Source organism: Streptomyces sp. NPDC002181 (assembly GCF_042890485.1).
Taxonomy (GTDB): Bacteria; Actinomycetota; Actinomycetes; order Streptomycetales; family Streptomycetaceae; genus Streptomyces.
The window spans coordinates 165,219-190,395 of the sequence record NZ_JBIASC010000005.1; the positions used below are offsets into that span (position 1 = coordinate 165,219).

General features: G+C 70.1%; 25 protein-coding genes and 1 riboswitch. Of the genes, 14 read left to right on the forward strand and 11 right to left on the reverse strand.

Translation table 11 applies throughout. The annotated features are described in order from the left end of the window. Positions 1-37: 37 nt before the first annotated feature. Together cydB and ACFYXV_RS15775 are read right to left on the reverse strand one after the other, a co-directional pair. Entirely contained in the window at positions 38-1,039 is a 1,002-nt protein-coding gene (gene cydB, locus ACFYXV_RS15770; RefSeq protein ID WP_385463693.1) for a cytochrome d ubiquinol oxidase subunit II, read from the reverse strand. A gap of 18 nt (positions 1,040-1,057) precedes the next feature. Beyond that, positions 1,058-2,563: a cytochrome ubiquinol oxidase subunit I gene (locus ACFYXV_RS15775; protein ID WP_389383154.1), complete on the reverse strand. Its 1,506-nt coding sequence runs from the start codon at positions 2,561-2,563 to the stop codon at positions 1,058-1,060. A gap of 188 nt (positions 2,564-2,751) precedes the next feature. Here ACFYXV_RS15775 and ACFYXV_RS15780 point away from each other — a divergent pair, with 188 nt between their 5' ends. After that, complete coding sequence (locus tag ACFYXV_RS15780) at positions 2,752-3,120, forward strand: cyclophilin-like fold protein (protein ID WP_389383155.1); 369 nt, start codon at positions 2,752-2,754, stop codon at positions 3,118-3,120. 53 nt (positions 3,121-3,173) lie between these two features. On the opposite strand, the gene hisC is transcribed toward ACFYXV_RS15780, so the two are convergent. Further along, on the reverse strand, positions 3,174-4,253 hold the full coding sequence (gene hisC, locus ACFYXV_RS15785) for a histidinol-phosphate transaminase (protein ID WP_385463686.1): 1,080 nt from the start codon (positions 4,251-4,253) through the stop codon (positions 3,174-3,176). 362 nt (positions 4,254-4,615) lie between these two features. Here hisC and ACFYXV_RS15790 point away from each other — a divergent pair, with 362 nt between their 5' ends. The 3 genes from ACFYXV_RS15790 (at position 4,616) to ACFYXV_RS15800 (ending at position 8,155) form a co-directional block, all read left to right on the forward strand. Then, positions 4,616-5,731 (forward strand): LacI family DNA-binding transcriptional regulator, encoded by a 1,116-nt coding sequence (locus ACFYXV_RS15790; protein WP_383336898.1) that lies wholly within the window; start codon positions 4,616-4,618, stop codon positions 5,729-5,731. 216 nt (positions 5,732-5,947) lie between these two features. Then, complete coding sequence (locus ACFYXV_RS15795; protein WP_385463883.1) at positions 5,948-7,177, forward strand: metallophosphoesterase; 1,230 nt, start codon at positions 5,948-5,950, stop codon at positions 7,175-7,177. Positions 7,178-7,327: 150 nt separating this feature from the next. Further along, complete coding sequence (locus tag ACFYXV_RS15800; RefSeq protein WP_385463683.1) at positions 7,328-8,155, forward strand: hypothetical protein; 828 nt, start codon at positions 7,328-7,330, stop codon at positions 8,153-8,155. An 18-nt stretch (positions 8,156-8,173) separates the two neighbouring features. Here ACFYXV_RS15800 and ACFYXV_RS15805 read toward each other — a convergent pair whose 3' ends face one another. Then, a complete protein-coding gene (locus tag ACFYXV_RS15805; RefSeq protein WP_389383156.1) occupies positions 8,174-9,256 on the reverse strand; it encodes a hypothetical protein in 1,083 nt (360 codons plus the stop codon). Positions 9,257-9,489: 233 nt separating this feature from the next. Here ACFYXV_RS15805 and ACFYXV_RS15810 point away from each other — a divergent pair, with 233 nt between their 5' ends. After that, positions 9,490-10,620: a glycosyltransferase gene (locus ACFYXV_RS15810; RefSeq protein WP_389383158.1), complete on the forward strand. Its 1,131-nt coding sequence runs from the start codon at positions 9,490-9,492 to the stop codon at positions 10,618-10,620. 88 nt (positions 10,621-10,708) lie between these two features. Here the strand turns inward: ACFYXV_RS15810 and thiC are convergent, their stop codons facing one another. Continuing rightward, on the reverse strand, positions 10,709-12,496 hold the full coding sequence (gene thiC, locus ACFYXV_RS15815; protein WP_383336907.1) for a phosphomethylpyrimidine synthase ThiC: 1,788 nt from the start codon (positions 12,494-12,496) through the stop codon (positions 10,709-10,711). Then, a riboswitch (TPP riboswitch) is annotated at positions 12,491-12,636 on the reverse strand. (Overlaps the previous gene by 6 nt.) 72 nt (positions 12,637-12,708) lie before the next feature. Between thiC and ACFYXV_RS15820 the strand changes: the two genes are divergently transcribed. Continuing rightward, positions 12,709-14,133 (forward strand): YibE/F family protein, encoded by a 1,425-nt coding sequence (locus ACFYXV_RS15820; protein ID WP_385463673.1) that lies wholly within the window; start codon positions 12,709-12,711, stop codon positions 14,131-14,133. Between the two features lie 76 nt (positions 14,134-14,209). Here ACFYXV_RS15820 and ACFYXV_RS15825 read toward each other — a convergent pair whose 3' ends face one another. From ACFYXV_RS15825 to ACFYXV_RS15840, 4 genes are all read right to left on the reverse strand, one after another. Beyond that, positions 14,210-14,659: an SsgA family sporulation/cell division regulator gene (locus tag ACFYXV_RS15825; RefSeq protein ID WP_383336913.1), complete on the reverse strand. Its 450-nt coding sequence runs from the start codon at positions 14,657-14,659 to the stop codon at positions 14,210-14,212. A gap of 97 nt (positions 14,660-14,756) precedes the next feature. Continuing rightward, complete coding sequence (locus tag ACFYXV_RS15830; protein ID WP_385463670.1) at positions 14,757-15,527, reverse strand: IclR family transcriptional regulator; 771 nt, start codon at positions 15,525-15,527, stop codon at positions 14,757-14,759. A 316-nt stretch (positions 15,528-15,843) separates the two neighbouring features. Further along, complete coding sequence (locus ACFYXV_RS15835; protein ID WP_099895491.1) at positions 15,844-16,062, reverse strand: DUF5326 family protein; 219 nt, start codon at positions 16,060-16,062, stop codon at positions 15,844-15,846. Between the two features lie 164 nt (positions 16,063-16,226). Next, positions 16,227-16,544 (reverse strand): cupin domain-containing protein, encoded by a 318-nt coding sequence (locus tag ACFYXV_RS15840; RefSeq protein WP_389383159.1) that lies wholly within the window; start codon positions 16,542-16,544, stop codon positions 16,227-16,229. A gap of 89 nt (positions 16,545-16,633) precedes the next feature. Between ACFYXV_RS15840 and ACFYXV_RS15845 the strand changes: the two genes are divergently transcribed. From ACFYXV_RS15845 to ACFYXV_RS15865, 5 genes are all read left to right on the forward strand, one after another. Next, positions 16,634-17,014: a phage holin family protein gene (locus tag ACFYXV_RS15845; RefSeq protein WP_383336919.1), complete on the forward strand. Its 381-nt coding sequence runs from the start codon at positions 16,634-16,636 to the stop codon at positions 17,012-17,014. A 10-nt stretch (positions 17,015-17,024) separates the two neighbouring features. Beyond that, entirely contained in the window at positions 17,025-17,516 is a 492-nt protein-coding gene (locus tag ACFYXV_RS15850; protein WP_389383160.1) for a low molecular weight protein-tyrosine-phosphatase, read from the forward strand. Next, on the forward strand, positions 17,513-18,709 hold the full coding sequence (locus ACFYXV_RS15855) for a cystathionine gamma-lyase (protein WP_389383161.1): 1,197 nt from the start codon (positions 17,513-17,515) through the stop codon (positions 18,707-18,709). Before ACFYXV_RS15850 ends, ACFYXV_RS15855 begins: the two co-directional genes overlap by 4 nt. A 177-nt stretch (positions 18,710-18,886) precedes the next feature. After that, complete coding sequence (locus ACFYXV_RS15860) at positions 18,887-19,792, forward strand: LysR family transcriptional regulator (RefSeq protein WP_389383162.1); 906 nt, start codon at positions 18,887-18,889, stop codon at positions 19,790-19,792. Between the two features lie 74 nt (positions 19,793-19,866). After that, positions 19,867-20,346, forward strand: coding sequence for an NUDIX domain-containing protein (locus ACFYXV_RS15865; protein ID WP_383336929.1), 480 nt, complete (start codon positions 19,867-19,869; stop codon positions 20,344-20,346). Positions 20,347-20,432: 86 nt separating this feature from the next. Here ACFYXV_RS15865 and ACFYXV_RS15870 read toward each other — a convergent pair whose 3' ends face one another. Next, positions 20,433-21,617 carry a globin domain-containing protein gene (locus tag ACFYXV_RS15870; RefSeq protein WP_385463655.1) on the reverse strand — a complete coding sequence of 395 codons (1,185 nt, stop codon included), beginning with the start codon at positions 21,615-21,617 and terminating at the stop codon, positions 20,433-20,435. A 139-nt stretch (positions 21,618-21,756) separates the two neighbouring features. Further along, positions 21,757-22,407 carry an HAD family hydrolase gene (locus ACFYXV_RS15875; protein WP_385463652.1) on the reverse strand — a complete coding sequence of 217 codons (651 nt, stop codon included), beginning with the start codon at positions 22,405-22,407 and terminating at the stop codon, positions 21,757-21,759. Between the two features lie 118 nt (positions 22,408-22,525). Between ACFYXV_RS15875 and ACFYXV_RS15880 the strand changes: the two genes are divergently transcribed. The 3 genes from ACFYXV_RS15880 to ACFYXV_RS15890 are packed head-to-tail and all read left to right on the forward strand — an operon-like array spanning position 22,526 to position 25,140. After that, positions 22,526-23,419: a GNAT family N-acetyltransferase gene (locus ACFYXV_RS15880; protein WP_385463649.1), complete on the forward strand. Its 894-nt coding sequence runs from the start codon at positions 22,526-22,528 to the stop codon at positions 23,417-23,419. Positions 23,420-23,448: 29 nt separating this feature from the next. Continuing rightward, positions 23,449-23,910: a GNAT family N-acetyltransferase gene (locus ACFYXV_RS15885; RefSeq protein ID WP_385463646.1), complete on the forward strand. Its 462-nt coding sequence runs from the start codon at positions 23,449-23,451 to the stop codon at positions 23,908-23,910. 54 nt (positions 23,911-23,964) lie between these two features. Beyond that, the gene (locus tag ACFYXV_RS15890; RefSeq protein WP_389383163.1) at positions 23,965-25,140 is read left to right on the forward strand and encodes a winged helix DNA-binding domain-containing protein; all 1,176 of its coding nucleotides are present in this window, start codon (positions 23,965-23,967) and stop codon (positions 25,138-25,140) included. Positions 25,141-25,177: the final 37 nt, after the last annotated feature.

A 25,177-nucleotide genomic window follows, 5' to 3' on the forward strand; every position in this document is an offset into this window, starting at 1 on the left:
CATCCCCCAGAACAGGGTCGGGCAGCAGGGTCAGGGATCAGTGGGCATCGGCGATGTGCTGCGTACCGATCCGCTTGCGGAACACCCAGTACGTCCAGCCCTGGTAGAGCAGGACGAGCGGCGTGGCCACGCCCGCGCACCAGGTCATGATCTTCAGGGTGTACGGGCTGGACGAGGCGTTGGTGACCGTGAGGTTCCAGGCCTCGTTCAGCGAGGACGGCATCACGTTCGGGAAGAGCGTCAGGAAGAGCATCGCGACCACGGCCGCGATGGTGACGCCGGACAGGGCGAACGACCAGCCCTCGCGGCCCGCCAGGTTGAAGCCCAGGGCTCCGACCAGCGCCAGGACGGCGACGACCATGGCGATCAGGCTCTTGCCGTCACCGCGCGAGACCTGCGTCCAGATCAGGAAGACGAGGGCCAGCACGGCGGTGAGCACACCCAGCCGGGTCGCCAGCGTGCGCGAACGCTCCCGGATGTCCCCGACCGTCTTGAGCGAGGTGAACACCGCGCCGTGGAAGGTGAAGAGGGTGAGGGTGACGAGGCCGCCGAGGAGGGAGTAGACGTTCAGCAGGTCGAAGAGGTTGCCGACGTAGTCCATCTGCTGGTCGATCTTCACTCCGCGCACGATGTTCGCGAAGGCCACGCCCCACAGGAACGCGGGGATCAGCGAGGTCCAGAAGATGGCGTGTTCCCAGTTGGTCTGCCAGCGCTCCTCGTCCCGCTTGTGGCGGTATTCGAAGGCGACACCGCGGATGATCAGACAGACCAGGATGAGCAGGAGCGGCAGGTAGAAGCCCGAGAAGAGGGTGGCGTACCACTCGGGGAAGGCGGCGAAGGTGGCACCGCCCGCGGTGAGCAGCCAGACCTCGTTGCCGTCCCACACGGGTCCGATCGTGTTGATCAGAACCCGCTTCTCCTTGCGGTCGCGGGCGAGGAGCTTGGTCAGGACTCCGACCCCGAAGTCGAAGCCCTCCAGGAAGAAGTAGCCGGTCCACAGGACGGCGATGAGCACGAACCAGACGTCATGGAGTTGCATGGTGGGGTCCCCTCAGCCTCAGTAGGAGAAGGCCATCGGCCGGTCGGGGTTCTTGTCGTCCCCGCCGATCTTGGTGGGCGGGTTGACGTCGGCCTCGGTCAGCTCGGGCGGGCCGATCTTCACGTACTTCACCAGCAGCCTCACTTCGATCACCGCGAGCACGGCGTACAGGAGCGTGAAGCCGATCATCGAGGTGAGCACCTCGGCCTGGGACACGTGGGGCGAGACCGCGTCGCGGGTGCGCAGCACTCCGTAGACCACCCAGGGCTGGCGGCCCATCTCGGTGAAGATCCAGCCCCAGGAGTTGGCGATGAGCGGGAAGCCCATGGTCCAGAGGGCGACGATCCAGTACCAGGTGGCGAACCGGGGGCTCAGCGCCTTCTTGAAGAGGACCAGGTGAGGAACCTCGTCCTCGCCGGTGCGCAGCCCCGGAGGCAGCATGAACTTCTTCCGGGTGAGCCAGAGCCCCAGCACGCCGACGGCGAGCGAGGCCATGCCGAAGCCGATCATCCAGCGGAAGCCCCAGTAGGCGACGGGGATGTTGGGCCGGTAGTCGCCGGGTCCGAACTTCTCCTGTTCGGCCTTGTTGACGTCGTTGATGCCGGGGACGAAGGAGGTGAAGTCGTCGTTGGCCAGGAAGGACAGCAGGCCCGGGATCTCTATCGCGACCTTGTTGTGGCCCTTCTCGACGTCTCCGTAGGCGAAGACGGAGAAGGGCGCGGGCGCCTCGCCGTCCCAGAGCGCCTCGGCGGCGGCCATCTTCATCGGCTGCTGCTTGAACATCACCTTGCCGAGCAGGTCACCGCTGATGGCGGTGCCCATGCCGGCGATGATCAGGGTGATCAGGCCGAGCCGCAGCGAGGTCCGCATCACGGGGACGTGCTTCTTGCGGGCCAGGTGGAAGGCGGAAATGCCGACCATGAAGGCGCCGCCGACCAGGAAGGCCGCCGTGATGGTGTGGAAGAACTGGGTCAGCGCGGTGTTCTGGGTGAGGACCAGCCAGAAATCGGTGAGCTCGGCCCGGCCCCGCTCCTCGTTGATCCGGTAGCCGACCGGGTGCTGCATCCAGGAATTGGCCGCGAGGATGAAGTAGGCCGAGAGGACGGTTCCGATGGAGACCATCCAGATACAGGCCAGGTGGATCTTCTTGGGCAGCTTGTCCCAGCCGAAGATCCACAGCCCGATGAACGTCGACTCGAAGAAGAAGGCGATGAGCGCCTCGAAAGCCAGCGGCGCGCCGAAGATGTCCCCGACGAAGCGCGAGTAATCGGACCAGTTCATGCCGAACTGGAACTCCTGCACGATGCCCGTGACGACGCCCATGGCGATATTGATCAAGAAGAGCTTGCCCCAGAACTTGGTGGCTCTGAGGTACTTCTCCTTCTCCGAACGTACCCAGGCGGTCTGAAGGCCCGCCGTCAGCGCGGCGAGCGAGATCGTCAGTGGGACGAAGAGGAAGTGGTAGACGGTGGTGATGCCGAACTGCCATCGGGCCAACGTCTCTGGCGCCAAAGCTACGTCCACGTCGTCGTCTCCTTCGGTGCGCCGTGGTACTGCCGCAGTTTGCCTGGCCTGCCCCACCCAATACGGGATGAAGCATGACACGCTTGTGAACGCGTTCACATTCACAAGCATTATGTCGTACCGGCTCCGGTGCGTTTCAGCCGGGGTCCCCCTAGCCAAGGCATTCAACAGATTGTTGAATGCCGCCCATGAGGATTCGTATCTCCTGGCCCGCGGGCCAGCTCACGGCCACCCTGGACGAGACCCCGACCAGCAAGGCGCTGGCCGAGGCACTCCCGATTTCCGCCTCCGCCAATACCTGGGGCGAGGAGGTCTACTTCGACACCGGCGTCTCCGTGGCGCTGGAACACGACGCCCGGCAGGTCGTCGACCCGGGCACGGTCGCGTACTGGACCGAGGGCGACGCGCTCGCGCTGCCCTACGGACCCACGCCCATATCGCGCGCAGGCGAGAGCCGCCTGGCGAGCCCGTGCAATGTGCTCGGCTCGTTCGAGGGCGACCCCCGCCTGCTGTCCACCGTCCGCGACGGCGACCCGATCCGCGTGGAACTCGCGTAGCCGCTCACGGCTCACGCGGTCCCCCAGGGCTCCGTCTCCTTGGAGCCCGAGAGCTACATCTCCTTGAAGAAGGCCTCGGCCGTGTGCAGGAAGATGTCGTTCGCCTCGGGCTCACCGATCGTGACCCGCAGGCCCTCGCCCGCGAAGGGCCGGACCACCACACCGGCCTTCTCGCAAGCCGCCGCGAACTCGGCGGTGCGCTCTCCCAGCCGCATCCACACGAAGTTCGCCTGCGTGTCCGGCACCGTCCAGCCCTGGCCGAGCAGCGTCTTGTGGACCCGGGCGCGCTCGCCCACCAGTGCCCCGACCCGGCCCATCAGCTCGTCCTCGGCCCGCAGCGAGGCGACCGCGGCGTCCTGGGCGAGCTGGCTGACGCCGAACGGCACCGCCGTCTTGCGCAGAGCCGCCGCCACGGGCTCGTGCGCCACCGCGAAGCCCACCCGCAGGCCGGCCAGCCCGTACGCCTTGGAGAACGTACGCAGCACGCAGACGTTCGGGCGGCTGCGATAGAGCTCGATGCCGTCCGGCACCTCGGTGTCGCGGACGAACTCCTTGTACGCCTCGTCGAGGACCACGAGGATGTCGGAGGGCACCCGGTCCAGGAACCGCTCCAGCTCGGCGCGGCGCACGGCGGTGCCCGTGGGGTTGTTGGGGTTGCAGACGAAGATCAGCCGGGTCCGCTCGGTGATCGCGTCGAACATCGCGTCGAGGTCGTGCACGTCCCCGTCGGTCAGCGGGACCTGCACGGACGTGGCTCCCGAGATCTGCGTGATGATCGGGTAGGCCTCGAAGGAGCGCCAGGCGTAGATGACCTCGTCGCCCGGGCCGGCCGTCGACTGGATCAGCGACTGGGCCACGCCCACGGAGCCGGTGCCCGTGGCGATGTGCTCGACCGGCACCCCGAACCGCTCGGCGAGCTCGTTCACCAGGCCCGTGCAGGCCATGTCGGGGTAGCGGTTGAACTGTCCGGCCGCCGCGACGGCGGTCTCCAGCACCCCGGACAGCGGCGGGTACGGGTTCTCGTTCGAGGACAGCTTGTACGCGACGGGCCCGCCCGCGGCAGCGGGCTTCCCGGGCTTGTAGGTGGGAATGCCGTCCAGCTCGGCGCGCAGCTTCGGGCTCTTCTCGCTCACCGCAGGTCCTCCTCGACCGTCCCGTACGACGTCGCCGTCGACTCAATACTGCTCACCTTATGAGGATTCCGCTCTTCCGAAAATGGGCGGCGCCAGGATTGCGGGGGAGCGTGCGCATATATGCGCACGCCGGTGGCCCGCGCCGTGGCGCGCATCCCTCGTACAGGTGAGTTGAGACCGTCCCGAGACCACACCGCTTTGGCATGCCCGTACCCGCCGACAAACGCCCCGCTCACTCTCCGCGCTCAAATTCCTTCATTTCCAAGGTCATTGGGGGTGGCGAACCATGCAGAATCGTGCCTGTCAACGCGTGCATATGCACCCGGACCACCCACCCCGCCGAGCCCTACTATCGGCTCGCCATGACAGCAGCAGGGAAGCATCAGGTGAGCCGGACCGAGACCACCCGGCGGGCCGCCGGCCGACAGGGCCGGGCCGGCATCAGGGACGTGGCCGCCGCGGCGGGCGTCTCGATCACGACCGTCTCCGACGCGCTCAATGGCAAGGGGCGGCTGCCGGACGCCACCCGCCGCCACGTTCGCGAGGTCGCCGACCGGCTGGGCTACCGCCCTTCCGCCGCGGCCCGCACCCTCCGTACGGGCAAATCGGGCCTCATCGGCCTGACCGTGACCACGTACGGGGATGAACCTTTCACCTTCACCGAATTCGCGTACTTCGCCGAGATGGCCAGGGCCGCCACCTCCGCCGCGCTCGCCCGCGGCTACGCCCTCGTCATCCTCCCCGCCACCTCCCGACACGACGTGTGGTCCAACGTGGCCCTCGACGGCACCGTCGTCATCGACCCCTCCGACCACGATCCCGTCGTCAGCGAACTGGTCCGCCAGGGCCTCCCCGTCGTCTCCGACGGCCGCCCGGCAGGCTCCCTCCCCGTCACCGCCTGGGTCGACAACGACCACGAGGCCGCCGTACTCAATCTGCTCGACCACCTCGCCGCCGCCGGCGCCCGCCGGATCGGGCTGCTGACCGGCACCACCACGGACACCTACACCCGGCTGTCGACCACCGCCTACCTCAGCTGGTGCGAGCGCGTCGGCCAGGACCCCGTCTACGAGTCCTACCCCGCCCACGACCCGTGCGCGGGCGCCGTCGCCGCGGACCGCCTGCTCGCCCGGCCCGACCGGCCCGACGCCGTCTACGGGCTCTTCGACCCCAACGGGACCGATCTCCTCGCCGCCGCCCGGCGCTACGGCCTGCGCGTTCCCGAGGACCTGCTGCTCGTCTGCTGCAGCGAGTCCACCGTGTACGCCAACACCGAACCTCCCATCACCACCCTCTCCCTCAAACCGCGCCGCATCGGCACCGCCGTCGTACAGCTGCTGATCGATGCCATCGAGGGGGTCGACACCGGCCGCCCGGTCGAACAGGTGGTCCCGACCGAGCTGATCATCCGCACTTCCTCGCAGCGCAGGCAGCCCCGTACGACCGTCAGCCCGCCCCGTTCTCCGGCCAAGGACTGACCGCCGCGGCGCGATACCGGCGGGGCTGACGGTCCCGCTGGGGATTTCCGCAACACCCATTTCGGGAGAAAGCGGCAGGAACTACTGGTTCCGCCCAGGATTCACCACCCCTGGTGCGTCACAGAGCGCGAGCCGCATTCCTATGATGGGCGCACGACATCACGGACCCTCCGCTCAGGAGGCCAGGAGGGTCCGCAGGTGTACGGCAGCGCGACGGTGGTGGAGGGGTCGATGACTCAGGGGGCCGGTCAGGGACCCGCGATGCGGACGGAGACGCTGCGGGACTTCCGGGTTCCGGTCGCCGAGCCCGTCCCGTACGGCGTGCCCGGCGCGCTTCCCGAAGAGGCCCCGGTGTACGGCGAGTACCCCGCGTACTACGGGGAGGGCGCGCCCCTGCCCCCTCAGCCGTCCGTACCGCCCCAGCCCTCCGTACCCCCGCAGCCGCCCGCCGGCCAGACCCCCGACCCCGGGGGACCGGCCCCGGCCGACGGGGACGGGACCGACGAGGTCTACGACGGTGGCTACACCCCCACCCAGCGCGATCTGCCGGTCATCGGCCGCGGCGGACCGGGCGACACCGTCCAGGTCCAGTACGTACCCCAGGAGTCCCAGGCGGCGGGCCCCGGACCGCTGTACGTCGTCGGCGACGTCCACGGCTATCTGGACGAGCTCGTCCACGAACTCCAGGCGCAAGGCCTCATCGACGCGGACCGCCGCTGGTCGGCCGGCAACGCACGCATCTGGTTCCTCGGTGACTTCACCGACCGCGGCCCCGACGGCATCGGCGTCATCGACCTCGTGATGCGGCTGTCCGCCGAGGCGGCCGCCGCCGGCGGCTACTGCAAGGCCCTCATGGGCAACCACGAGCTGCTGCTCATCGGCGCCAAGCGGTTCGGCGACACCCCGGTCGCCTCGGGCGCGGGCACCGCCACCTTCCAGGCCGCCTGGCTCCTCAACGGCGGCCAGCGCACCGACATGGAGCGCCTGGAGGACGTACACCTGCAGTGGATGCAGCGGCTGGACGCGGCCGTGCTGGAGGACGGGCACCTGCTGCTCCATTCCGACACGACCGCGTACCTCGACTACGGCGACTCCGTCGAGGACGTGAACGACACCATCCACGAGCTGCTCAACCGCAACGACGCCGACATCACCTGGGACCTGTTCCGCAAGTTCACCAAGCGGTTCGCGTTCCGCGACGAGGAGACCGGCCCCCAGGCCGTACGCGAACTCCTCGACACCTACGGCGGCGGCCGCGTCGTGCACGGGCACAGCCCGATCCCGTACCTGCTGGGCGAGGTGGGCACCGAGGACGGCGACGCGTCGCGCGGCCCGGAGGCCGTGACCGGGCCGCACGTGTACGCGGAGGGGCTCGCCATCGCGATGGACGGCGGGGTCACGATGGCGGGCAAACTGCTGGTGGTGCAACTCCCCCTGAACGACTGAGGGTTATCAGAAGGGGGGTAATTTCGGGAAAGCCCCTGTCACGGCGTGGCATGGGCGCTCTACCATCGCCCTATCCGTAGCAGGCTCTCCTCCGTTTGTGCCGGCGCCCGGGTCTACGCGGGCAAACCGGTCCCTACGGAGCATCGGGGGATGCACATGAACAGCGCTCCGCACCTGCTGACCGAAGACCGACCCGAGTTCGATCGGCTCCTCGACGAGGCGCTGCGCACCGCGCGCGAACGGCCCGAGCTCTCCGCCCTCGGTGAGCGCCTGAACGCCGAGCAGCTGCGCACGATGGCCATCGGGGCCAGCGCGCTGCTGACGACGGCGGCCGCGGCCGAGTACGACCACTACGTGAAACTCCGCGGAGAACGGCGCGACGAGGCCCTGTCCACCCCCGGTTCGACCGGAGAGCGGGATGGCGGGCCGCAGGACGAGGGCGAGGACGGCGCGGGTGTCAGTGCCGTGGTCGCGGTGCTCGCGCCGGTCCTGGCGGGCACCGCGATGCTGATATTCCTGCTGGTGGGCTACATCCTGAAGGCGATCGAGCCCGAACCGTCCTTCGCCGACACGATGTTGACGGCCGGTTGGCTCTTCGGTGCGCTGACCGTGGTCTCGCTGCTGTTCGCGGTGGTCGGGCTGCTGGTGACGGCCGTCCGCAACCGGGCGACCGAGGTGGTGGCCGAGGACGGGACGGACGCGATGCCCGACGAGGTCGCGCGGGCCCGCGAGGCCTGGCGGCGGGCCCTGCTGGAGCGGGGCATCCTGCCGTTCCTGCGGGACGCGCTGGCCGATCCGAGCGCGGGGCCGGTGTATCCGGCCCCGCACACGCCGAAGGCCGGGCGCATCCCCAACCTGGGATACACCCGGCCCGACTTCACCAGCCCGGGGTCCCCTTCACAGGGTCCCCGACCCGGCTACACCCCGCCGGACTTCACGAGCCCGGACTTCACGAGCCCGGACGGCGGCTCGCAGTGACGGCGGCCTGGTCTGCCGTTACTTGATCTCCTTGGGGCGCAGGTTCAGGTCCTCCTTGGTCAGCTGGTGCGAGAACCGTGCCAGCGGAGTGACGACGCCATTGGCGCCGGGGGCCGGCTGGGGGTTCGCCGCCGTCCAGATCTCGTTGCACGTGAGAGCGTCCGGGCTTCCCGGGTTGATCGTGCAGGTGGTCTCGTAGATGTCGCCCCCGGTCGTCAGGACCTCGATGTTGACGATGTTGGCCTGGGAGGAGATCGATACCGCGCACGCGTCCGTCGGGTAGGTTTCCCCGGTGTCGGTCAGGTCGTACCAGCGCCAGTTGGTCGGCGAGGGCGTCAGGTCACGGATGCCCGCGTAGGTGATGGTGTCGGAGAGGACGGCCTTGACCTCGCGAGAGGCAGCGGGCCGGATCGAGTCCACGTCGAAGCACTGGCCGCTGGCGCCCTGGGTACCGGTCGCGCCCGTTGCACCGGTGGGGCCCGTGGGACCGGTCGGTCCCGTGGGGCCGGTGGAGCCCGTCGCGCCGGTCAGGCCCGGAGTGCCGTCCGTTCCCGTGGCGCCGGTCGGCCCGGTGGGGCCGGTCGGGCCGGTGGAGCCCGTCGCGCCGGTCAGGCCCGGAGTGCCGTCCGTTCCCGCGGGGCCGGTCGGCCCGGTGGGACCGGTCACGCCCGTCCCCGGGCCGGCGGGGCCCGTGGGGCCGGTCGCACCCGTCACACCGGTTCCGGTCGCGCCCGTCGGACCGGTCGAACCCGTGGCACCCGTGAGACCCGTCGGGCCGGTCGGGCCGGTCGCTCCGGTGTGACCCTTGGGGCCGCGCGGACCCCGCGGGCCGGTCGGACCGACCTTGCACTTGTCGTACGACTGCCCGGACGGGCTCATCGCCTTCTTCTTGGGGCGCTGCTGCTTGCAGTGGTCACCACCGCCGCCACCGCCACCGCCACCGGTCACCACCGACCCCGTCGGCTGCGTGGCGCCGGCCGCGGCCGGGGCCGCGATGCTCGCCAGAACCAGCGCAACGGAGGCGAAGGTGCCTCCCGCAAGCCAGCCGGCCCTTCGGGGCAGGGGCCCCAGGATGGATCGGGCCCTGTCCTCAGAACTCATGTACCGCTCCTCGCAGACACCGGATCGAATGATCGCTCGAAGTCCGGACAGACGACCGGACCTCGCGGGTCATCCTGAAGACCGGTTCCCCGTAAGCCACTTCGCCGCGCCCACCTGTCAGCAAATCGGACCAGCGTGCGCAGCCACTTGGCGGTGCAGCAGGGAGCCACCCGGGGCCGCACCCCGGCGCGGCGCCGACGGGCCGCCCGGCCCCGTCCCTAGGGTCAGCGGCCGTGAAGCCGACCATCTGCCTCTGCATGATCGTGAAGAACGAATCCGCCGTCATCGAGCGCTGCCTCGACTCGGTACGGGACCTCATCGACACCTGGGTCATCTCCGACACCGGATCCACCGACGGCACCCAGGAGCTGATCCGGAGCGCTCTGCGCGGGATCCCCGGCGAGCTCCACGAGGAACCCTGGACCGACTTCGGGCACAATCGCAGTCTCAACATCGCGCATGCCCGCGGCAAGGCCGACTACCTGCTCCTCGTCGACGCCGACCTCGTCCTGCGCCGCACCGGCCCGCTGCCCCCGCTCACGGCGCAGTCGTACATGCTGCGCCACGAGGGTGCGACGGAATACCGCATCAAACGGCTGGTCCGCGGTGACCTCCCCTGGCGGTACGAGGGCGTCACCCACGAGTACCTGACCTGCGACGCCCCCGGGGAGTACGACGAGCGCCCCGGCTTCCAGCAGAACCTCGACGCACTGTTCATCGAGGACCATGCGGACGGGGGATCCCGGCACGACAAGTTCGAGCGTGATGCCCGCCTGCTCGGCGCCGAACTCGAACGGGACCCCTCCAACACCAGGACGGCCTTCTACCTCGCCCAGACGATGCGGGACATGGGTGACACCGCTGCGGCGATCCGGCTCTACCGACACCGCGCGGCCATGGGCGGCTGGGCCGAGGAGGTCTACTACGCGCTGCTCCAGGCCGGAGTCCTGAGCGCCGAGTCCGGCGACTGGCCCGCTGCCATGGACGCCCTTTCGCAGGCTTGGGAGTCCCGCCCCACCCGGCTGGAAGCCTGCTACGAACTCGCCTCCAGGCTCAGGGTGCTGGGGCGCCACCGCACGGCCCACGCGATCACCTCAGCGGTACTGGACCGCCCGGCCCCTCCGGACCTGCTGTTCGTCCAGCCGTGGGTGTACCAGTGGGGGCTGCTCTTCGAGCACTCCATCACCGCGTACTGGGTGGGGGACATGCAGACCTCGCTGCGCGCCTGCGACCGGCTGCTGGAACTGCCCGACCTGCCGGAGTCGTATCGCCGGCAGACGGAGGCCAATCGCGGGTTCGCGGCGGCCCGCAGTGGGCCGTCCGTCCCTGTTTCACGTGAAACATCGCGCGACGCGAAGGTCTGACCTCCAGCGCAACGCGGCTGGCGTGCCGGAACACTGCTCTGGGAAGCCCCCTCTACCTCCCAGAGCAGCGCCGGCCCCCACGGGCGGGTCAGTCCGCCAGCGGGAGGTAGACCCGGTTCCCGCTCGCCGCGAACTCGGCGGACTTCTCCGCCATGCCCGCCTCGATCTCATCGGCCTTCAGGTCGCCGCCGTGCTCGCGGCGGATGTCCTGGGAGATCTTCATCGAGCAGAACTTCGGACCGCACATCGAGCAGAAGTGCGCGGTCTTGGCCGGTTCGGCCGGGAGCGTCTCGTCGTGGAACTCACGGGCCGTGTCCGGGTCGAGGGCCAGGTTGAACTGGTCCTCCCAGCGGAACTCGAACCGCGCGTCCGACAGGGCGTCGTCCCATTCCTGGGCGCCCGGGTGGCCCTTGGCCAGGTCCGCCGCGTGTGCAGCGATCTTGTACGTGATGACGCCGGTCTTCACGTCGTCACGGTTGGGCAGGCCCAGGTGCTCCTTCGGCGTGACGTAGCAGAGCATCGCGGTGCCCCACCAGGCGATCATCGCGGCGCCGATGCCCGAGGTGATGTGGTCGTACGCCGGGGCGACGTCCGTGGTCAGCGGGCCGAGCGTGTAGAACGGCGCCTCCTCGCAGATCTCCTGCTGGAGGTCGATGTTCTCCTTGATCTTGTGCATCGGGACGTGGCCCGGGCCCTCGATCATGGTCTGCACGTTGTGCCGCTTGGCGATCGTGTTCAGCTCGCCCAGCGTCTTCAGCTCCGCGAACTGGGCCGCGTCGTTGGCGTCCGCGATGGAGCCGGGGCGCAGGCCGTCGCCGAGCGAGTACGTGACGTCGTACGTCGCGAGGATCTCGCAGAGCTCCTCGAAGTTCGTGTAGAGGAAGTTCTCCTTGTGGTGCGCCAGACACCAGGCGGCCATGATCGACCCGCCGCGGGAGACGATGCCGGTCTTGCGGCGGGCGGTCAGCGGCACGTACGGCAGGAGTACGCCGGCGTGGACCGTCATGTAGTCGACGCCCTGCTCGGCCTGCTCGATGACCGTGTCCTTGTAGATCTCCCAGGTCAGGTCCTCGGCGCGGCCGTCGACCTTCTCCAGCGCCTGGTACAGCGGCACGGTGCCGATCGGGACCGGGGAGTTGCGCAGCACCCACTCGCGAGTGGTGTGGATGTTGCGGCCGGTCGAGAGGTCCATGACCGTGTCGGCGCCCCACTTGGTCGCCCAGGTCATCTTGTCGACCTCCTCCTCGATGGAGGAGGTGACCGCGGAGTTGCCGATGTTGGCGTTGACCTTCACCAGGAACCGCTTGCCGATGATCATCGGCTCGATCTCCGGGTGGTTCACGTTCGCGGGAAGCACCGCGCGACCTGCGGCGATCTCCTCACGGACCACCTCGGGGGAGACGTTCTCCCGGATCGCGACGTACTCCATCTCCGGGGTGATCTCACCGCGGCGGGCGTACGCGAGTTGCGTGACGGCGGCGCCGTCACGGCCCCGGCGGGGCTGGCGCGGACGTCCAGGGAAGACCGCGTCGAGGTTCTTGAGGCCACCTCGGGGCGAGGTGTGCTTGATCCCGTCGTCCTCCGGGCGCACGGGGCGGCCCGCGTACTCCTCGGTGTCGCCGCGGCTGATGATCCAGTTCTCGCGCAGCGGCGGAAGGCCGCGCCGCACGTCGGTCTCGATCTGCGGGTCGGTGTACGGCCCGGACGTGTCGTAGAGCGTCACGTCCTTGCCGTTGGTGAGGTGGACCTGGCGGACCGGCACCCGGATGTCGGGGCGGGAGCCCGCCACGTAGCCCTTGTGCCAGCCCGGCTGGCGCTCGGTCCGGTCGGCGTCGTCCTGGCTGACGGCAGGCGTGCGTGCGTCCTGAATGGTCATGAGACCTGATCTCCCTACGCCGGCATTACCCGGTAACAGGTTCGGCGGTCGACGCAGCCTCTTCCCGTACGCATCTGTGCCGCGCGTACGGTGATCAGCGCCCTCTCAGCCCGGTGCTCCGAGCTCCCGCGTTGTGCAAAGGTGCCCCCACGCTAGCGTCATTTGTGGCGTGCTGAACAGTGGGCCCCCTCAACTCTTGCGATGATCTGCCGGTGACGTCCTCGCCGCAGCCCCCCACCCAGCCCACCGAGCCCACGGGTCACAGCGACCACTCACACGCGGGCCACGAGCACGACGACCACCGGCATGACCGGATCCCGGCCCCGGGCCACTCCCACGGCCACCCCCACGGACATTCCCACGGCCACGGACCGGCGGCTCCCGTCTCGAAGCACCTGCGCAAGGTCATCGCGGCGGTCCTGATCCCGTTCGCCGTCGCCGTCTTCGTCGGCATGGTGGTGCTCTGGCCGGGCGGCGCTCCCGCTCACGAGCGCTCCGGGGTGGGCTTCGACCGGCAGACCCAGCAGGGCCGGGTCGTCGCGATCGAACAGGTCGACTGCAAATCGGTGAACGCCTCGCAGGTGCCCACCACCGGGAACGTCACCACCCCGGAGGGCCGTGAGGCCCGGGCCCAGCAGACCGGCGACTGCAAGAAGGCCACCATCGAGGTCGGCACCGGGCAGGACAAGGGCCGGACGTTCATCGAGATCGTCCAGCCGGGCGCGCCACGGCAGCTGGAGAAGGACCAGGAGGTGGTCGTCGCGTACGCGCCGGACGCGCCCCGGGACCTCCAGTACTCCGTGGTCGACGTGAACCGCAAGCTGCCGCTGGCGGTACTGGCGGGCATCTTCGCCGTGGCCGTCGTCGTCGTCGGACGGATGCGGGGCCTGTTCGCGCTGATCGCGCTGGTCGTCAGCTTCGGCGTGCTGACCCTGTTCATCCTCCCGGCGATCCTCCAGGGCTCGAACCCGCTGGTCGTCGCGGTCGTCGGTGCCAGCGCCATCATGCTCATCGCGCTCTACATGTGCCACGGCCTGAGCGCCCGTACGTCCGTCGCCGTCCTCGGCACGCTCGTCTCGCTGCTGCTGATCGGGCTGCTCGGCTCGGTGTTCGTCGACTGGGCGTTCCTCAGCGGCAACACCGACGACAACACGGGGCTCATCCACGGGCTCTACCCGGACATCGACATGAGCGGTCTGCTGCTCGCGGGCGTGATCATCGGATCGCTGGGCGTGCTCGACGACGTGACGGTCACCCAGACGTCGGCGGTCTGGGAACTCCACCAGGCCGACTCGTCGATGGGGCCCCGCGCCCTGTACCGAGCGGCCATCCGGATCGGCCGCGACCACATCGCCTCGGTGGTCAACACCCTGGTACTGGCTTACGCGGGCGCGGCGCTTCCGCTGCTGCTGCTGTTCTCGATCGCGAACAGCAGCATGGGTTCGGTGGCCAACAGCGAGCTGGTCGCGGAGGAGATCGTGCGCACCCTCGTGGGGTCGATCGGCCTGGTGGCCTCGGTCCCCGTCACCACCGCGCTCGCGGCGCTGGTGGTCTCCGCCGACCGGCCGGGAGCCCCGGCCGGAGCGGCGGCCTCGGGGCCGGTCCGCGGTGGCCGGGGCCGGCGGCGCAAGCGCTGAGCGGCCCGGGAGGCTCGGGGGCCCGGGGCGACTCGGCGCGTGCGGCCCGTCGGCTCGGCCGGCCGGGTCCGCCCGCTCAGCCGGCGTTCTGCTCGTTCTGCCGGGCCTCGGCCAGGATCCGGTCCAGCGCCTCGTCGAGGTTCTCCTCGAAATCGCCGAGGTTTCGCTCCTGACCGAGCGGAACAAGCCGGTCGGTACGGTCGAGGAACGCGACGAGCGGCGCCGCGCCGGCACGGAACAGGGCCCGGTCGCTGCCGACCTGGAGCCGGATGTGGACGTCGGAAAGGTCTTCCGGATCGGTGGGGGCGATGTGCACATCACCGTCACCGCACGGCTTGTTGATGCCGTCGAGGAGCAGCTCCCGGCCGAACGCCCAGGTCACGGGGGCATCTCCGGGAAGGTGGAACGTCAGACGCACTGCGTAGGGGTCCCGGGTGTCGTACCGGAGTTCCACCGGGATCCGGAAGGAGAGCTCCTCGGAAACGAGGAAGCTCATCATGACCTCTGCCTGTACCGACTCGCGCATGGACTACCCCGCTGTAGTGGAAGTGGCCAGGAATGATCCCCCAGGGCCCTCTTGACAAGGGTGGTGGAAGCGCATGCAGATCACAAGGAGTGAGTTTTCAGATACTGATAGAGAACGAGAGGGTGCTCAACAGCGCGCCTACTTCACTCCGTAGTCGATCGACCACATACAGCAATCGTTCCTCCTGGTGCAAAGGGAGGGAAATCGCCATGGTTGCGGCGGTATCGCCCGCAGTGATGGGGATGGCTGCACACACGGTGCCCAGCGCGTACTCCTGACGCTCCGTAACCGGCTCCATCCGGCCGAGAGAGCCGATGCGATGTTCGAGGGCGCTCTGGTCCCGGACGGTGTACTGGGTGACGGCCTCTACCGGGTGCCGCTCGTAGTAGTCCCTGCGCGTCTTCTCGTCGAGCTGGGCCAGCAGGCACTGCCCGATGGCGTGCGCGTGGCCGGTCGCACGGAAATCCGCCCACTCCTCGACGGCGGGGCTGGCCGGGGTGTCCGAGACACCCACGAGCTCGATCTCACCCTCGCGGAACACGGCGAAGTAGACGGGGGCCCCGACCGCGTCGCGGAAGTGCGCGAGGGAGTCGAGGATCATGCTGCGACGTTTCTGCTGCAGTCCGCCGCCCGCCAGCCGCCCGGCGGCTGCTCCGAGCACGAACACTCCGCCCTCGCGCCGCAGATAGCCCTCGTGCGTGAGGGTGCGCAACAGGTGGTAGGCGGTGGGGAGCGGGAGCCCGGCTTCGCGCGCCAGTTGTTTCGCCGGGGCTCCCTCGCTGTGGGAACCCGCTGCTTCGAGCAGCCTCAACGCGCGCTGCACCGAACCGATCAGCGTCGGCACACCGGCATTGTGAACCGAAGACAAAGCTCACCCCCAGGCGTGGCGACGGGCCTGGGGAGGGCCCGCCCTGCGGGGGCCGCCCCCGCGCGCGCCGCGGTTCCTGGGGGCCGTACTAGGCCGACACTGGAGAAAACCGCAGGTCAAGGCGGCACCACCGGCGTCCGGCGCCCAGGGGCCGGCGCAGATTGCCACCCTATCGGCCGATTCCCGCGGCGCGGGCGGTTTGCCACCCCACGTTCCCCCGCCCGGGTTAATCCCCCGGATTGACCCGGAGCCCGGAGCCCGGAGCCCACGGCTCGGAGCCCGGGGCCCGGAGCCCAGCGGTCTGGGCTCCGGGGACCTACCAGTCGCGCGAGGAGGACTTCGTACCGCCGCCGGTGAACTTCTTCACGATGAAGATCAGGCCGCCGACGAGGGCGACGAAGAGCAGCAGCTTGAAGACGAACGAGATCAGGGCTCCGAGGATGCTCGTGATGACGCCACCGAAGACGAAGAGCACCAGAAGCGGGATCGCGACCCACTTCACCCACCAGGGCATGCCTGCGAATGTCTGCCGGATCCCGTCCATGTCCTCAACCTCTTCCTGAGCTTCCCGAGCCGTGACTTCCTGCTCTCGATGCTAGGGGGCCGCTCAACCGCCCGGGGGCCCGCGAGCCCCCGGACTCCCCTGATCCGCCCCCTAGGGGAATCAGGAGGTCCGACCCTGGGTCGGGGGTCGCCCGGTCAGGCCTCCGGCGGGGAGAACACCACCAATACCCGCAGGTCCTCGGTGATGTGATGGAACTTGTGCAGCACCCCGGCGGGCACGTAGACGACGCTGCCGCGCGCCACCGTCGTGGTCTCCTCCCCGACCGTGATCGAACCCCGGCCGCTCACCACGAAGTACACCTCGTCCTGGCGGTGCGGCTGCTGCGGGTCGCTCCGTCCGGCGTCGAGGGCGTACAGCCCGACCGACATGTTCCGTTCGCGCAGGAACTGCAGATAGGCGCCGTCGTTCGCGAGCCGCTCCGCCTCAAGCTCGTCCAGCCGGAAGGCCTTCATCGTCGTTGTGCCCCTTGCTCTCTCGCGTTCCCTGGCATCCGCTGATCTGCTGATGTCCCGCCGGGATCTTCTCTGCCACGATCAGACACATGACGAATTTCGTAGTCAAGACGCTCGCCAACGCGGCTGCCCTGGCCGTCGCCATCTGGCTGCTCGCCGGCATCACGCTCGACGACAACAGCTCCCTCGGCCGCCGGACCCTCAGCCTGATTCTGGTCGCCCTGGTCTTCGGCCTGGTCAATTTGATCGTCAAGCCCGTGGTGAAGTTCTTCTCACTTCCCCTGTTCATCCTCACCCTCGGACTGTTCACCCTCGTCGTGAACGCCCTGATGCTGATGCTGACCTCCTGGCTTGCCAAGCAGCTCGACCTCAGCTTCCACGTCGACAATTTCTGGACCGCCCTGCTGGGCGGCTTGATCATCTCCGTCGTCTCCTGGGCCGTGAACATGGCCCTGCCCGACAAGAACTGAGCCGGCTGCCATGTACCGCGTGTGCTTCGTCTGCACGGGCAACATCTGCCGCTCCCCCATGGCCGAGTCCGTCTTCCGGGCCCGCGTCGCCGAGGCCGGGCTCGACGCCCTGGTCGAGGTGGACAGCGCCGGCACCGGCGGCTGGCACGAGGGGGACGGCGCCGATCCGCGCACGGTCACCGTCCTGGAGGCCGCCGGATACGAGCAGAGCCACCGCGCCCGGCAGTTCCGGGCCTCGTGGTTCGCCGGCCTCGACCTCGTCATCGCGCTCGACGCCGGGCACCTGCGGGACCTGCGGGCGCTCGCGCCCACTCCCGAAGACGCCGCCAAGGTGCGACTGCTGCGTTCCTACGACCCGGCGGCGACTGCCGCAGAAGCCGACGTACCGGATCCCTACTACGGCTCCCTGGAGGGGTTCGAGCAGTGCCTGGAGCTCGTCGAGGCGGCGAGCGCGGGCCTGCTGGAGGCCGTACGCGAGACAGTGAAGGAGCACGCCCCATGAACGACCACGCCGACGGGACCGGGACGGCCGGGCCCGGACCCGGGACAGGGGCCACTGCGGCGGAAGGGCTCGGCGAAGGCACCCGGGCCGTACGCGCCGGGCTGCCCGAGCCCCTCAAGAACCAACCGTCCCTGCCCGGACCCGTCTTCGCCGCCCATTTCCACCTCCCCGGCGACGTGGAGGGCCCGTACACCTACGGACGCGACACCAACCCCACCTGGACCCTGCTGGAGCGGGCCATCGGGGAACTCGAAGCGCCCGGCCAGGACGGCGTCCACACCGTCGTCTTCGCCTCCGGCATGGCCGCGGTCTCCGCCGTCCTCCTCTCCCAGGCCCGTACCGGCGACACCGTCGTCCTGCCCGACGACGGCTACCAGGCGCTGCCGCTGGTCCGCGAGCAGTTGGAGGCCTACGGGATCCACGTCCGCACCGCGCCGACCGCCGGGGACGCGCAGCTGGCCGTCCTCGACGGGGCCAGGCTGCTGTGGATCGAGACGCCCTCCAACCCCGGGCTCGACGTGTGCGACGTCCCGCGCCTGGCCGCGGCCGCCCACGCGGGCGGCACCCTCGTCGCCGTCGACAACACCCTCGCCACCCCGCTCGGTCAGCGGCCCCTGGAACTCGGCGCGGACTTCTCCGTCGCCAGCGGCACCAAGGGCCTCACCGGCCACGGCGACCTCCTGCTCGGCTACGTCGTCTGCCGCGACCCCGAGCTCGCAGCCACCGTCCGGCGCTGGCGCAAGATCATCGGCGCGATCCCGGGTCCGATGGAGGCCTGGCTGGCCCACCGCTCCCTGGCCACCATCCAGCTGCGGGCCCAGCGGCAGTGGGCGAACGCCCTGGCCGTCGCCGAGGCGCTGGCCGACCGTCCGGACGTCACCGGGCTGCGCTACCCCGGCCTGCCCGCGGACCCGTCCCACAAGACGGCCGCCCGGCAGATGCGGGGCTTCGGCTCCGTCGTCTCCTTCACCCTGGCGGACCGTGCGCACGCCGAGCGGTTCATGGCCGCCCTGCACCTGGTCGAGGACGCCACCAGCTTCGGTGGCGTACGGTCCACCGCGGAGCGGCGCGGTCGGTGGGGCGGCGACCCCGTTCCGGAGGGGTTCATCCGCCTGTCCGCAGGGGCCGAGGACACCGACGACCTGGTCGCGGACGTGCTGCGGGCGCTGGACGCGGCGGGCGCGGGCGTCTGATCAGCAGGAACAAGAGCGGTCCGAGCCTCCCCCCTGGTGACTCGGACCGCTCCGGGTTCCGCGCGCGAAGAACCACGCACACAAGGCTAGTTGACTCAACGTCAGAGTCCAATCACGGTAACGACAGGGGCCTATCGGCATATTTATAGTTGAAGGCCCCCACCGAGAGGGGCCTTCATGGACCTGGCCCTGTTGCGCACCTTCGTCGCCGTGCACCGGGCGGGCTCGTTCACCCGGGCCGCCGCACTCCTCGGGCTGTCACAGCCCGCCGTCACCTCGCAGATCCGCACTCTTGAACGGCAGCTGGGCCGGCCCCTCTTCCACCGCAGGGCCCGCGGTGTGACCCCCACCGCCGTCGGCGACGAACTCGCCCACAAGGCGGCCCCCCACCTCGACGCCCTGCTGCGGATAACCGAGGCGGAACGCGAGGCCGCCGGCGCATTGCGCACCCTGCACCTCGCCGGTCCCCCCGAGTTCCTGTGCCTGCGCGTCCTGCCCGCCCTCGCACCGCTCGTCGGCCAGGGCCACACCCTGCGCGCCGTATTCCAGGCCGGAGCCGAGGAGGCTCTCGACGGACTCGCCGCCGGCCACCACGACCTCATCGCCACCACGGCCCGCCCACGCGGCGGGCTCTTCAGCGCGACCGCTCTGTGCGACGAGGAGCACGTGCTGGTCGCCGCACCCTACTGGGCCGCCCTCGTCGATCCGGACCGGCTCCGCGAGGCCGGCCCGGCCGCCCTCGCCGGCATTCCGCTCGTCGAGGTCCACGAGACGCTTCCGCTCGTCGCCCGCTACTGGGCCGCGGTCTTCGAGACCCGTCCCGGCACCCGGCCCGATGCGGCCACCGTCGTAGCCCCCGACCTGCGGGCCGTACTGGAGTGCGTCCGGGCCGGCGCCGGGCTTGCCGTCCTGCCTCGCTATCTGTGCCAGGACGCCCTCGACAGCGGGCAGATCGTCGCCCTGCTGGAACCGCCCGTACCCCCGCTGCGCACCTGGTTCCTCGTCGTACGGACCGGCAGTCTCGCCCTCGCCCACCTCGCCCGTGCGCACGACCGGCTGCTGCGCGCCGCCGCCCACTGGTGAGCCTCCGCTTCCGACGTGCGACGCGTTTCGCCGCCACGCGTTTCAGACACCCCGGTGTGGGCCACTCTTCTCCCATGACCGAACGTCCCGTGGTCAAACGCACCGCCCGCGCGATCCTGCTCGACGGTGACGACCTGATCCTCATCAAGCGCACCAAGCCCGGCGTCGATCCGTACTGGCTGACCCCCGGCGGGGGAGTGGAGTCTTCGGACGCCACCGTCGTCGACGCCCTCCACCGAGAGCTCCACGAGGAACTCGGCGCGAAGATCACCGATGTGGTGCCCTGCTTCGTCGACACCGTCGAGCACATCGCCGACGGAGGGGTGACGGGCGTGAAGGTGCAGCACTTCTTCGTCTGCCACCTCGAATCCATGGACCCAAGCCAGCGGCACGGCCCCGAAATCGACGAGCCCGAAGGCGAGTACGAGATCGTCCGCGTGCCCTTCAGCCGGGTCGGCATCGCCGCCGTGCATCTCGTCCCGCTGTCCCTGCGCCACTACCTCGACGGCAACATCGAAGGCGTACGCGCCATGCACGCCCCCGACCTGGGCTGATCCCGTCCCGGTCCGCACACGGTGCGTCCCGGGTCGCTTCGGCCCGGGGCGCGGTGGAGGGCGCGGTCCGGCCGGTCCGCCGGGTCTCAGCCGGCCGCGCCCACCAGCTCTTCCACCGCGTCGAAGCGGATCCGGTCACCCGGTATCCCGATGCGCTTGAGCTCGTTCACGCCGCTGCGGATCATCGCGGGCGGCCCCGAGACGAACGCGTCGTACGAGCTCCACGGCCCGTGTTCGCCGATGGCTTGGGGCAGCTGGCTCGCGAGACCCTCACCGACCACCGGGCGCACCGACAGCCACGGGTGAGAGCGCTGCAGCCCCAGCAGGGTGTCCTTGTCGTACAGGTCGCCGTCGCTGCGCGCCCCGAAGAACACCTCCACCGGGCGGCGCTCGCCGTGCTCCGCCACGTCCTCGATCAGCGCCTTGATCGGGGCGATGCCCGTTCCGCCGCCGAGGCAGAGCATCCCGTTGTCGGTGCTGTGGTCCACCACCATCGAGCCGGCGGGCGGTCCGAGCCGCAGCACGTCGCCGGGCCGGGCGTGCCGTACCAGCGCGTTGGAGACCCAGCCCGCCGGAACGGCCTTGACGTGGAAGGACAGCAGCCCGTCGGCGCGAGGCGCCGAGGCGAACGAGTAGTGCCGCCACACCCGCGGCCACCACGGGGTCTCCAGACTCGTGTACTGGCCCGCGAGAAAGGCGTACGGCTGGTCGGGGCGGACCGTCAGCACCGCGATGTCCGGGGTGCGCAGATCGTGCGAGACCACCTCCGCGTGCCACCACGCGGGGCTCTCCACCTCGTCCTCCGCCGCCGCGTCGATCATCGTCTGGGACATCGTGGTGTAGGCCCGAACCCATGCGGCCTGCGTCTCCGGACCCCAGGTCTGCTGGGCGTACCGGGACAGGGCGCCGATGAGGGCCTCGCCCACCACCGGGTAGTGCCCTGCCATCGTCCCGTACTTGCGGTGCCCGGCACCCATCCGGCGCAGGTAGGGGACGAGCACTTCCGGGTCGTCGATGTGCTCGGCAGCGGTCAGCAGGGCCTTCAGCAGCCGATCGCGCTGCGTGTCCATGGCGGCCGGGAACATGTCCCGCACCTCGGGATGGCCGGCGAAGACCAGGGCATAGAAGTAGGAGGTCACCCTGTCGGCGATCGGTGCGATCTCCTCAAGGGTCCGGCGGATGAGTACCGCGTCCGGGGAGGGCTCGACCGCAACGCCCCCGGACGGTATCCGGGCCGTCCGTCTGGCCGATCTGGTGGGCGGAGCGTCCATGCGATGCCTCGCTTCGAACATCTCGGTCGGTAACGCGCCACGGCCTTCGAATCCGTGGTTCCGGGCCTCAGAGCCTGCCAGCCGCCCCAACTACTCGCGGGAAAAACCGGAAAGTCCGCGTTTCGAACCCGCTTCCCTCCTAAGATGTTTGGACTTCCGTGCGCGCCGCCCCGACCAGCTGGTATGCCTCTCGCAGATCCCGGCCCTCGTAGACGTACGTCGCCCGCTCCGCCAGGTAGGGACCGGCATTGACCGCCACCGACACCGAAACGGCCTCGAAGAGCAACGAGTCGGTCGGCGAATCCCCGTAGGCGATGCAATCGGCCCGGCGCACCCCGAACTGCGCGCAGAGCCGGTCCGCCACTGCGACCTTGCCTTCAGGCGTCAGGAGCCCGGCCGCCTCCACGGGCCGGGTGAAGGGCACCTCCGGGAAAACCGAACCGTGAGCGGCATGTGCGCCCCACTCCAGCAGCAGTTCCACAAAGAACGAGGGCGACAACGAGATCACCGCGCAGTAGTCCCCGCGTTCCCTGATCTCCCGCCACACGTCACGGATCCCCGTCAGCCACGGAGCTCCGTCGAACGCCGCCCGGACGTGCGCGGTCGTCAGCCCCGCCCACAGCGCATGAGCCGCCACCGAGAACTCGTGCGGTCCGATCTGCTGAGCGCCGAAGGCCCGCTCCAGCTCGGCGATCTCCGCGCTCAGACCGAGTTGCCGGGAGATCTCGACCGGCGCCGCGGAGCCGTACATCAGCGTCCCGTCGAGATCGAAAAGGTGCAGGAGACTCATGGCACAGGAGGCTAGCCCGTTCATGTTTCACGTGAAACATCGTCCGGTCGATGTTTCACGTGAAACATCGATCCCAAATCCTCTGGACGCCCCCCAGCTGATGATCCAGTCTGGGCCCGTGACACCACCACACCTCACCGACCTCCCGATCCGTGCACTGACCGTGGATGATCTCCGCAGCTGTGCCGACCTCTCCGAAGACCGCGGGTGGCCGCGCGAAGACCACAAGTGGGGGCTGCTTCTCGCTGCGGGCAGCGGCTACGGCATCGACGCGCCCGATGGACAGGGACTCGCCGCAGCCTGCGTCGTCACCTCGTACGGGCACACGCCCTCCGGTCCGGAGCTGGCCGCCATCGGGATGGTTCTCGTCGCCGAACGTTTTGCCCGCCAGGGCCTGGGCCGCCACCTCATGACCTACGTCTGCGACGAGGTCCTCAAGGGCATCCCCCTCACCCTCCACGCCACTCCCCACGGCCGCCCCCTCTACGAGGAGCTCGGCTTCGACACCACGGGCCGTGCGGAGATGCTCCGCGGCACCTTCCGCGGAGAACCTGCGGACCTGGCTCCCGAGGCGGACTCCGTGGCGGTCCGGCCGGCGAGCGGCGAGGACATCCCGCGGATCGTCCGCCTGGACACTGAGGTCTTCGGCACCGACCGGACGCACATGATCGCGCGGCTTCCCGCCTTCGCGGACCGGCTGCTGGTCGCCGAGGACGCCCGGGGGGAGCTCGTCGGCTACGCCGCGATCTGGCCCAACATGGAGACCCACGTGATCGGGCCGCTGATCGCGCGGGACACGGCCGGCGCCCGGGCGCTCGTCACCGCACTCGCCGCCGCCACCGACCGGCCGCTGCGGACCGACATCGACGTACGCCACGAGGAGCTCCTCGGCTGGCTCAAGGACCGCGGCCTCGACTCCGTGGCGTTCAACGCCGTCATGACTCGTGACATCCCGGGCCTCCCCGGCGACTGGACCCGCCGCTGGGCCCCGCTCACCGTGGCAGCGGGCTGAGAGCAGCGAGCCGAGAAAGGAAGCGCCCCATGACCGAATCCGATGAGCCTGCGATCCGGCCCGCCACCGAGGAGGACCTGTCCGCCATCGTCGCCATGCTGGCGGACGACCCGCTCGGCGCGGCGCGCGAATCGCCCGATGACCTCACGCCGTACATCGCGGCGTTCAAGCGCTTGGCCGACGACCCCCACCAGCACGTGGTCGTCGCTGTCCGCGAGGGCCGCGTCGTGGGCACCCTCCAGCTCACCATCGTCCCCGGGCTGTCCCGGAAGGGAGCCACCCGCTCGATCATCGAAGGCGTCCGGATCCACGCCGACGAGCGCGGCAGCGGCCTGGGCACCCGGTTCATCCAATGGGCCATCGAGCAGTCCCGCCGTGAGAACTGCCAACTCGTGCAGCTCACCTCGGACGTGACCCGCGCCGACGCCCACCGCTTCTACGAGCGGCTCGGGTTCACGCCGTCCCACGTCGGGTTCAAACTCTCCCTCTGACCGCCGGCTCCGTGGGCCGGGCCGGCAGCGGCGGTCCGGCCTACGATCGGGAGGATGAGCCCCAGCCTTCCCCTCGTCACCACCGCCGAGCGCCGCCACCGGCTCGGGCACAGGCACCGCCTGGCGCCCTCGGCGCATGCCACCACCGTCACCGAGGCCGCGGACGCCGTCGTGGCCCTGCACGCCACCGATGCCGCGACCCTGTTCCTCTCGACCCGCGCCCGGCTCGTGGAAGGCGGCCCCGCAATGGTCGAACAGGCCCTCTACGAGGACGGCTCCCTCGTCCGGCTGCTCAGCATGCGCAGGACCCTCTTCGCCGTCTCCGGCGAACTCGCCCCGTACGTGGACTCCTCCACCGCGCGGGGCATCGCCGTCAAGGAGCGCAGCAGCCTGCTCAAGCACCTGGACGAGGACGGCCAGGGCCTCGACGCCGACTGGCTGGCCGCGGCCGAGGCGGCCGCACTCGATGCCCTGGACACCCTCGGCCCCAGCACCGGGAGCCAGCTCTCCGCAGCCGTGCCCGCCCTGCGACAGAAGATCACCATCGGCCGCGGCAAGAAGTACGAGGCCGAGACCGGTGTCGCCACCCGGGTCATCCGGCTCCTGGCTGCCGACGGCCGGATCCGCCGTGACCGGCCGCGCGGGTCGTGGACCTCCAGCCAGTTCCGCTGGGTGCACACCGAGCCCTGGCCCGCCGTACCGCCGGCCGAGGCACGTACCGAGATCGCCCGCCGCTGGCTGCGCGCCTACGGACCCGCCACGGAGGCGGACCTCAAGTGGTGGACCGGCTGGACCCTCACCGACGTCCGCAAGGCCCTCGCAGTCGTCGGGCCCGACCAGGTCCGCCTCGACGACGGCAGAACCGCCTTGGTCAGCCCCGGCGACACCGCGCCCGAACCCGCACCGGAGCCGTGGGCCGCGCTGCTGCCCGGCCTGGACCCCAGCGGCATGGGCTGGGCCGACCGGGGTTTCCACCTCGACCCCGCCCACCGGCCCGCGCTCTTCGACTACGCCGGCAACATCGGCCCCACGGTCTGGTGGAACGGTGAGATCGTCGGCGGCTGGGCCCAGCGTGCGGACGGCGAGATCGTCTGGCGGCTGCTCGCCGACCGCGGCCGCGCCACCGAGGAGGGCGTCGCCGCCGAGGCGGCCCGCCTCGCCCGATGGGTGGGCGCCGCCAGGATCACCCCGCGCTTCCGCACCCCGCTGGAACGCGAACTCGTCGCCTGATCCGGCCGGCGCCCCGGGACACCCGTTCCGGAGACGA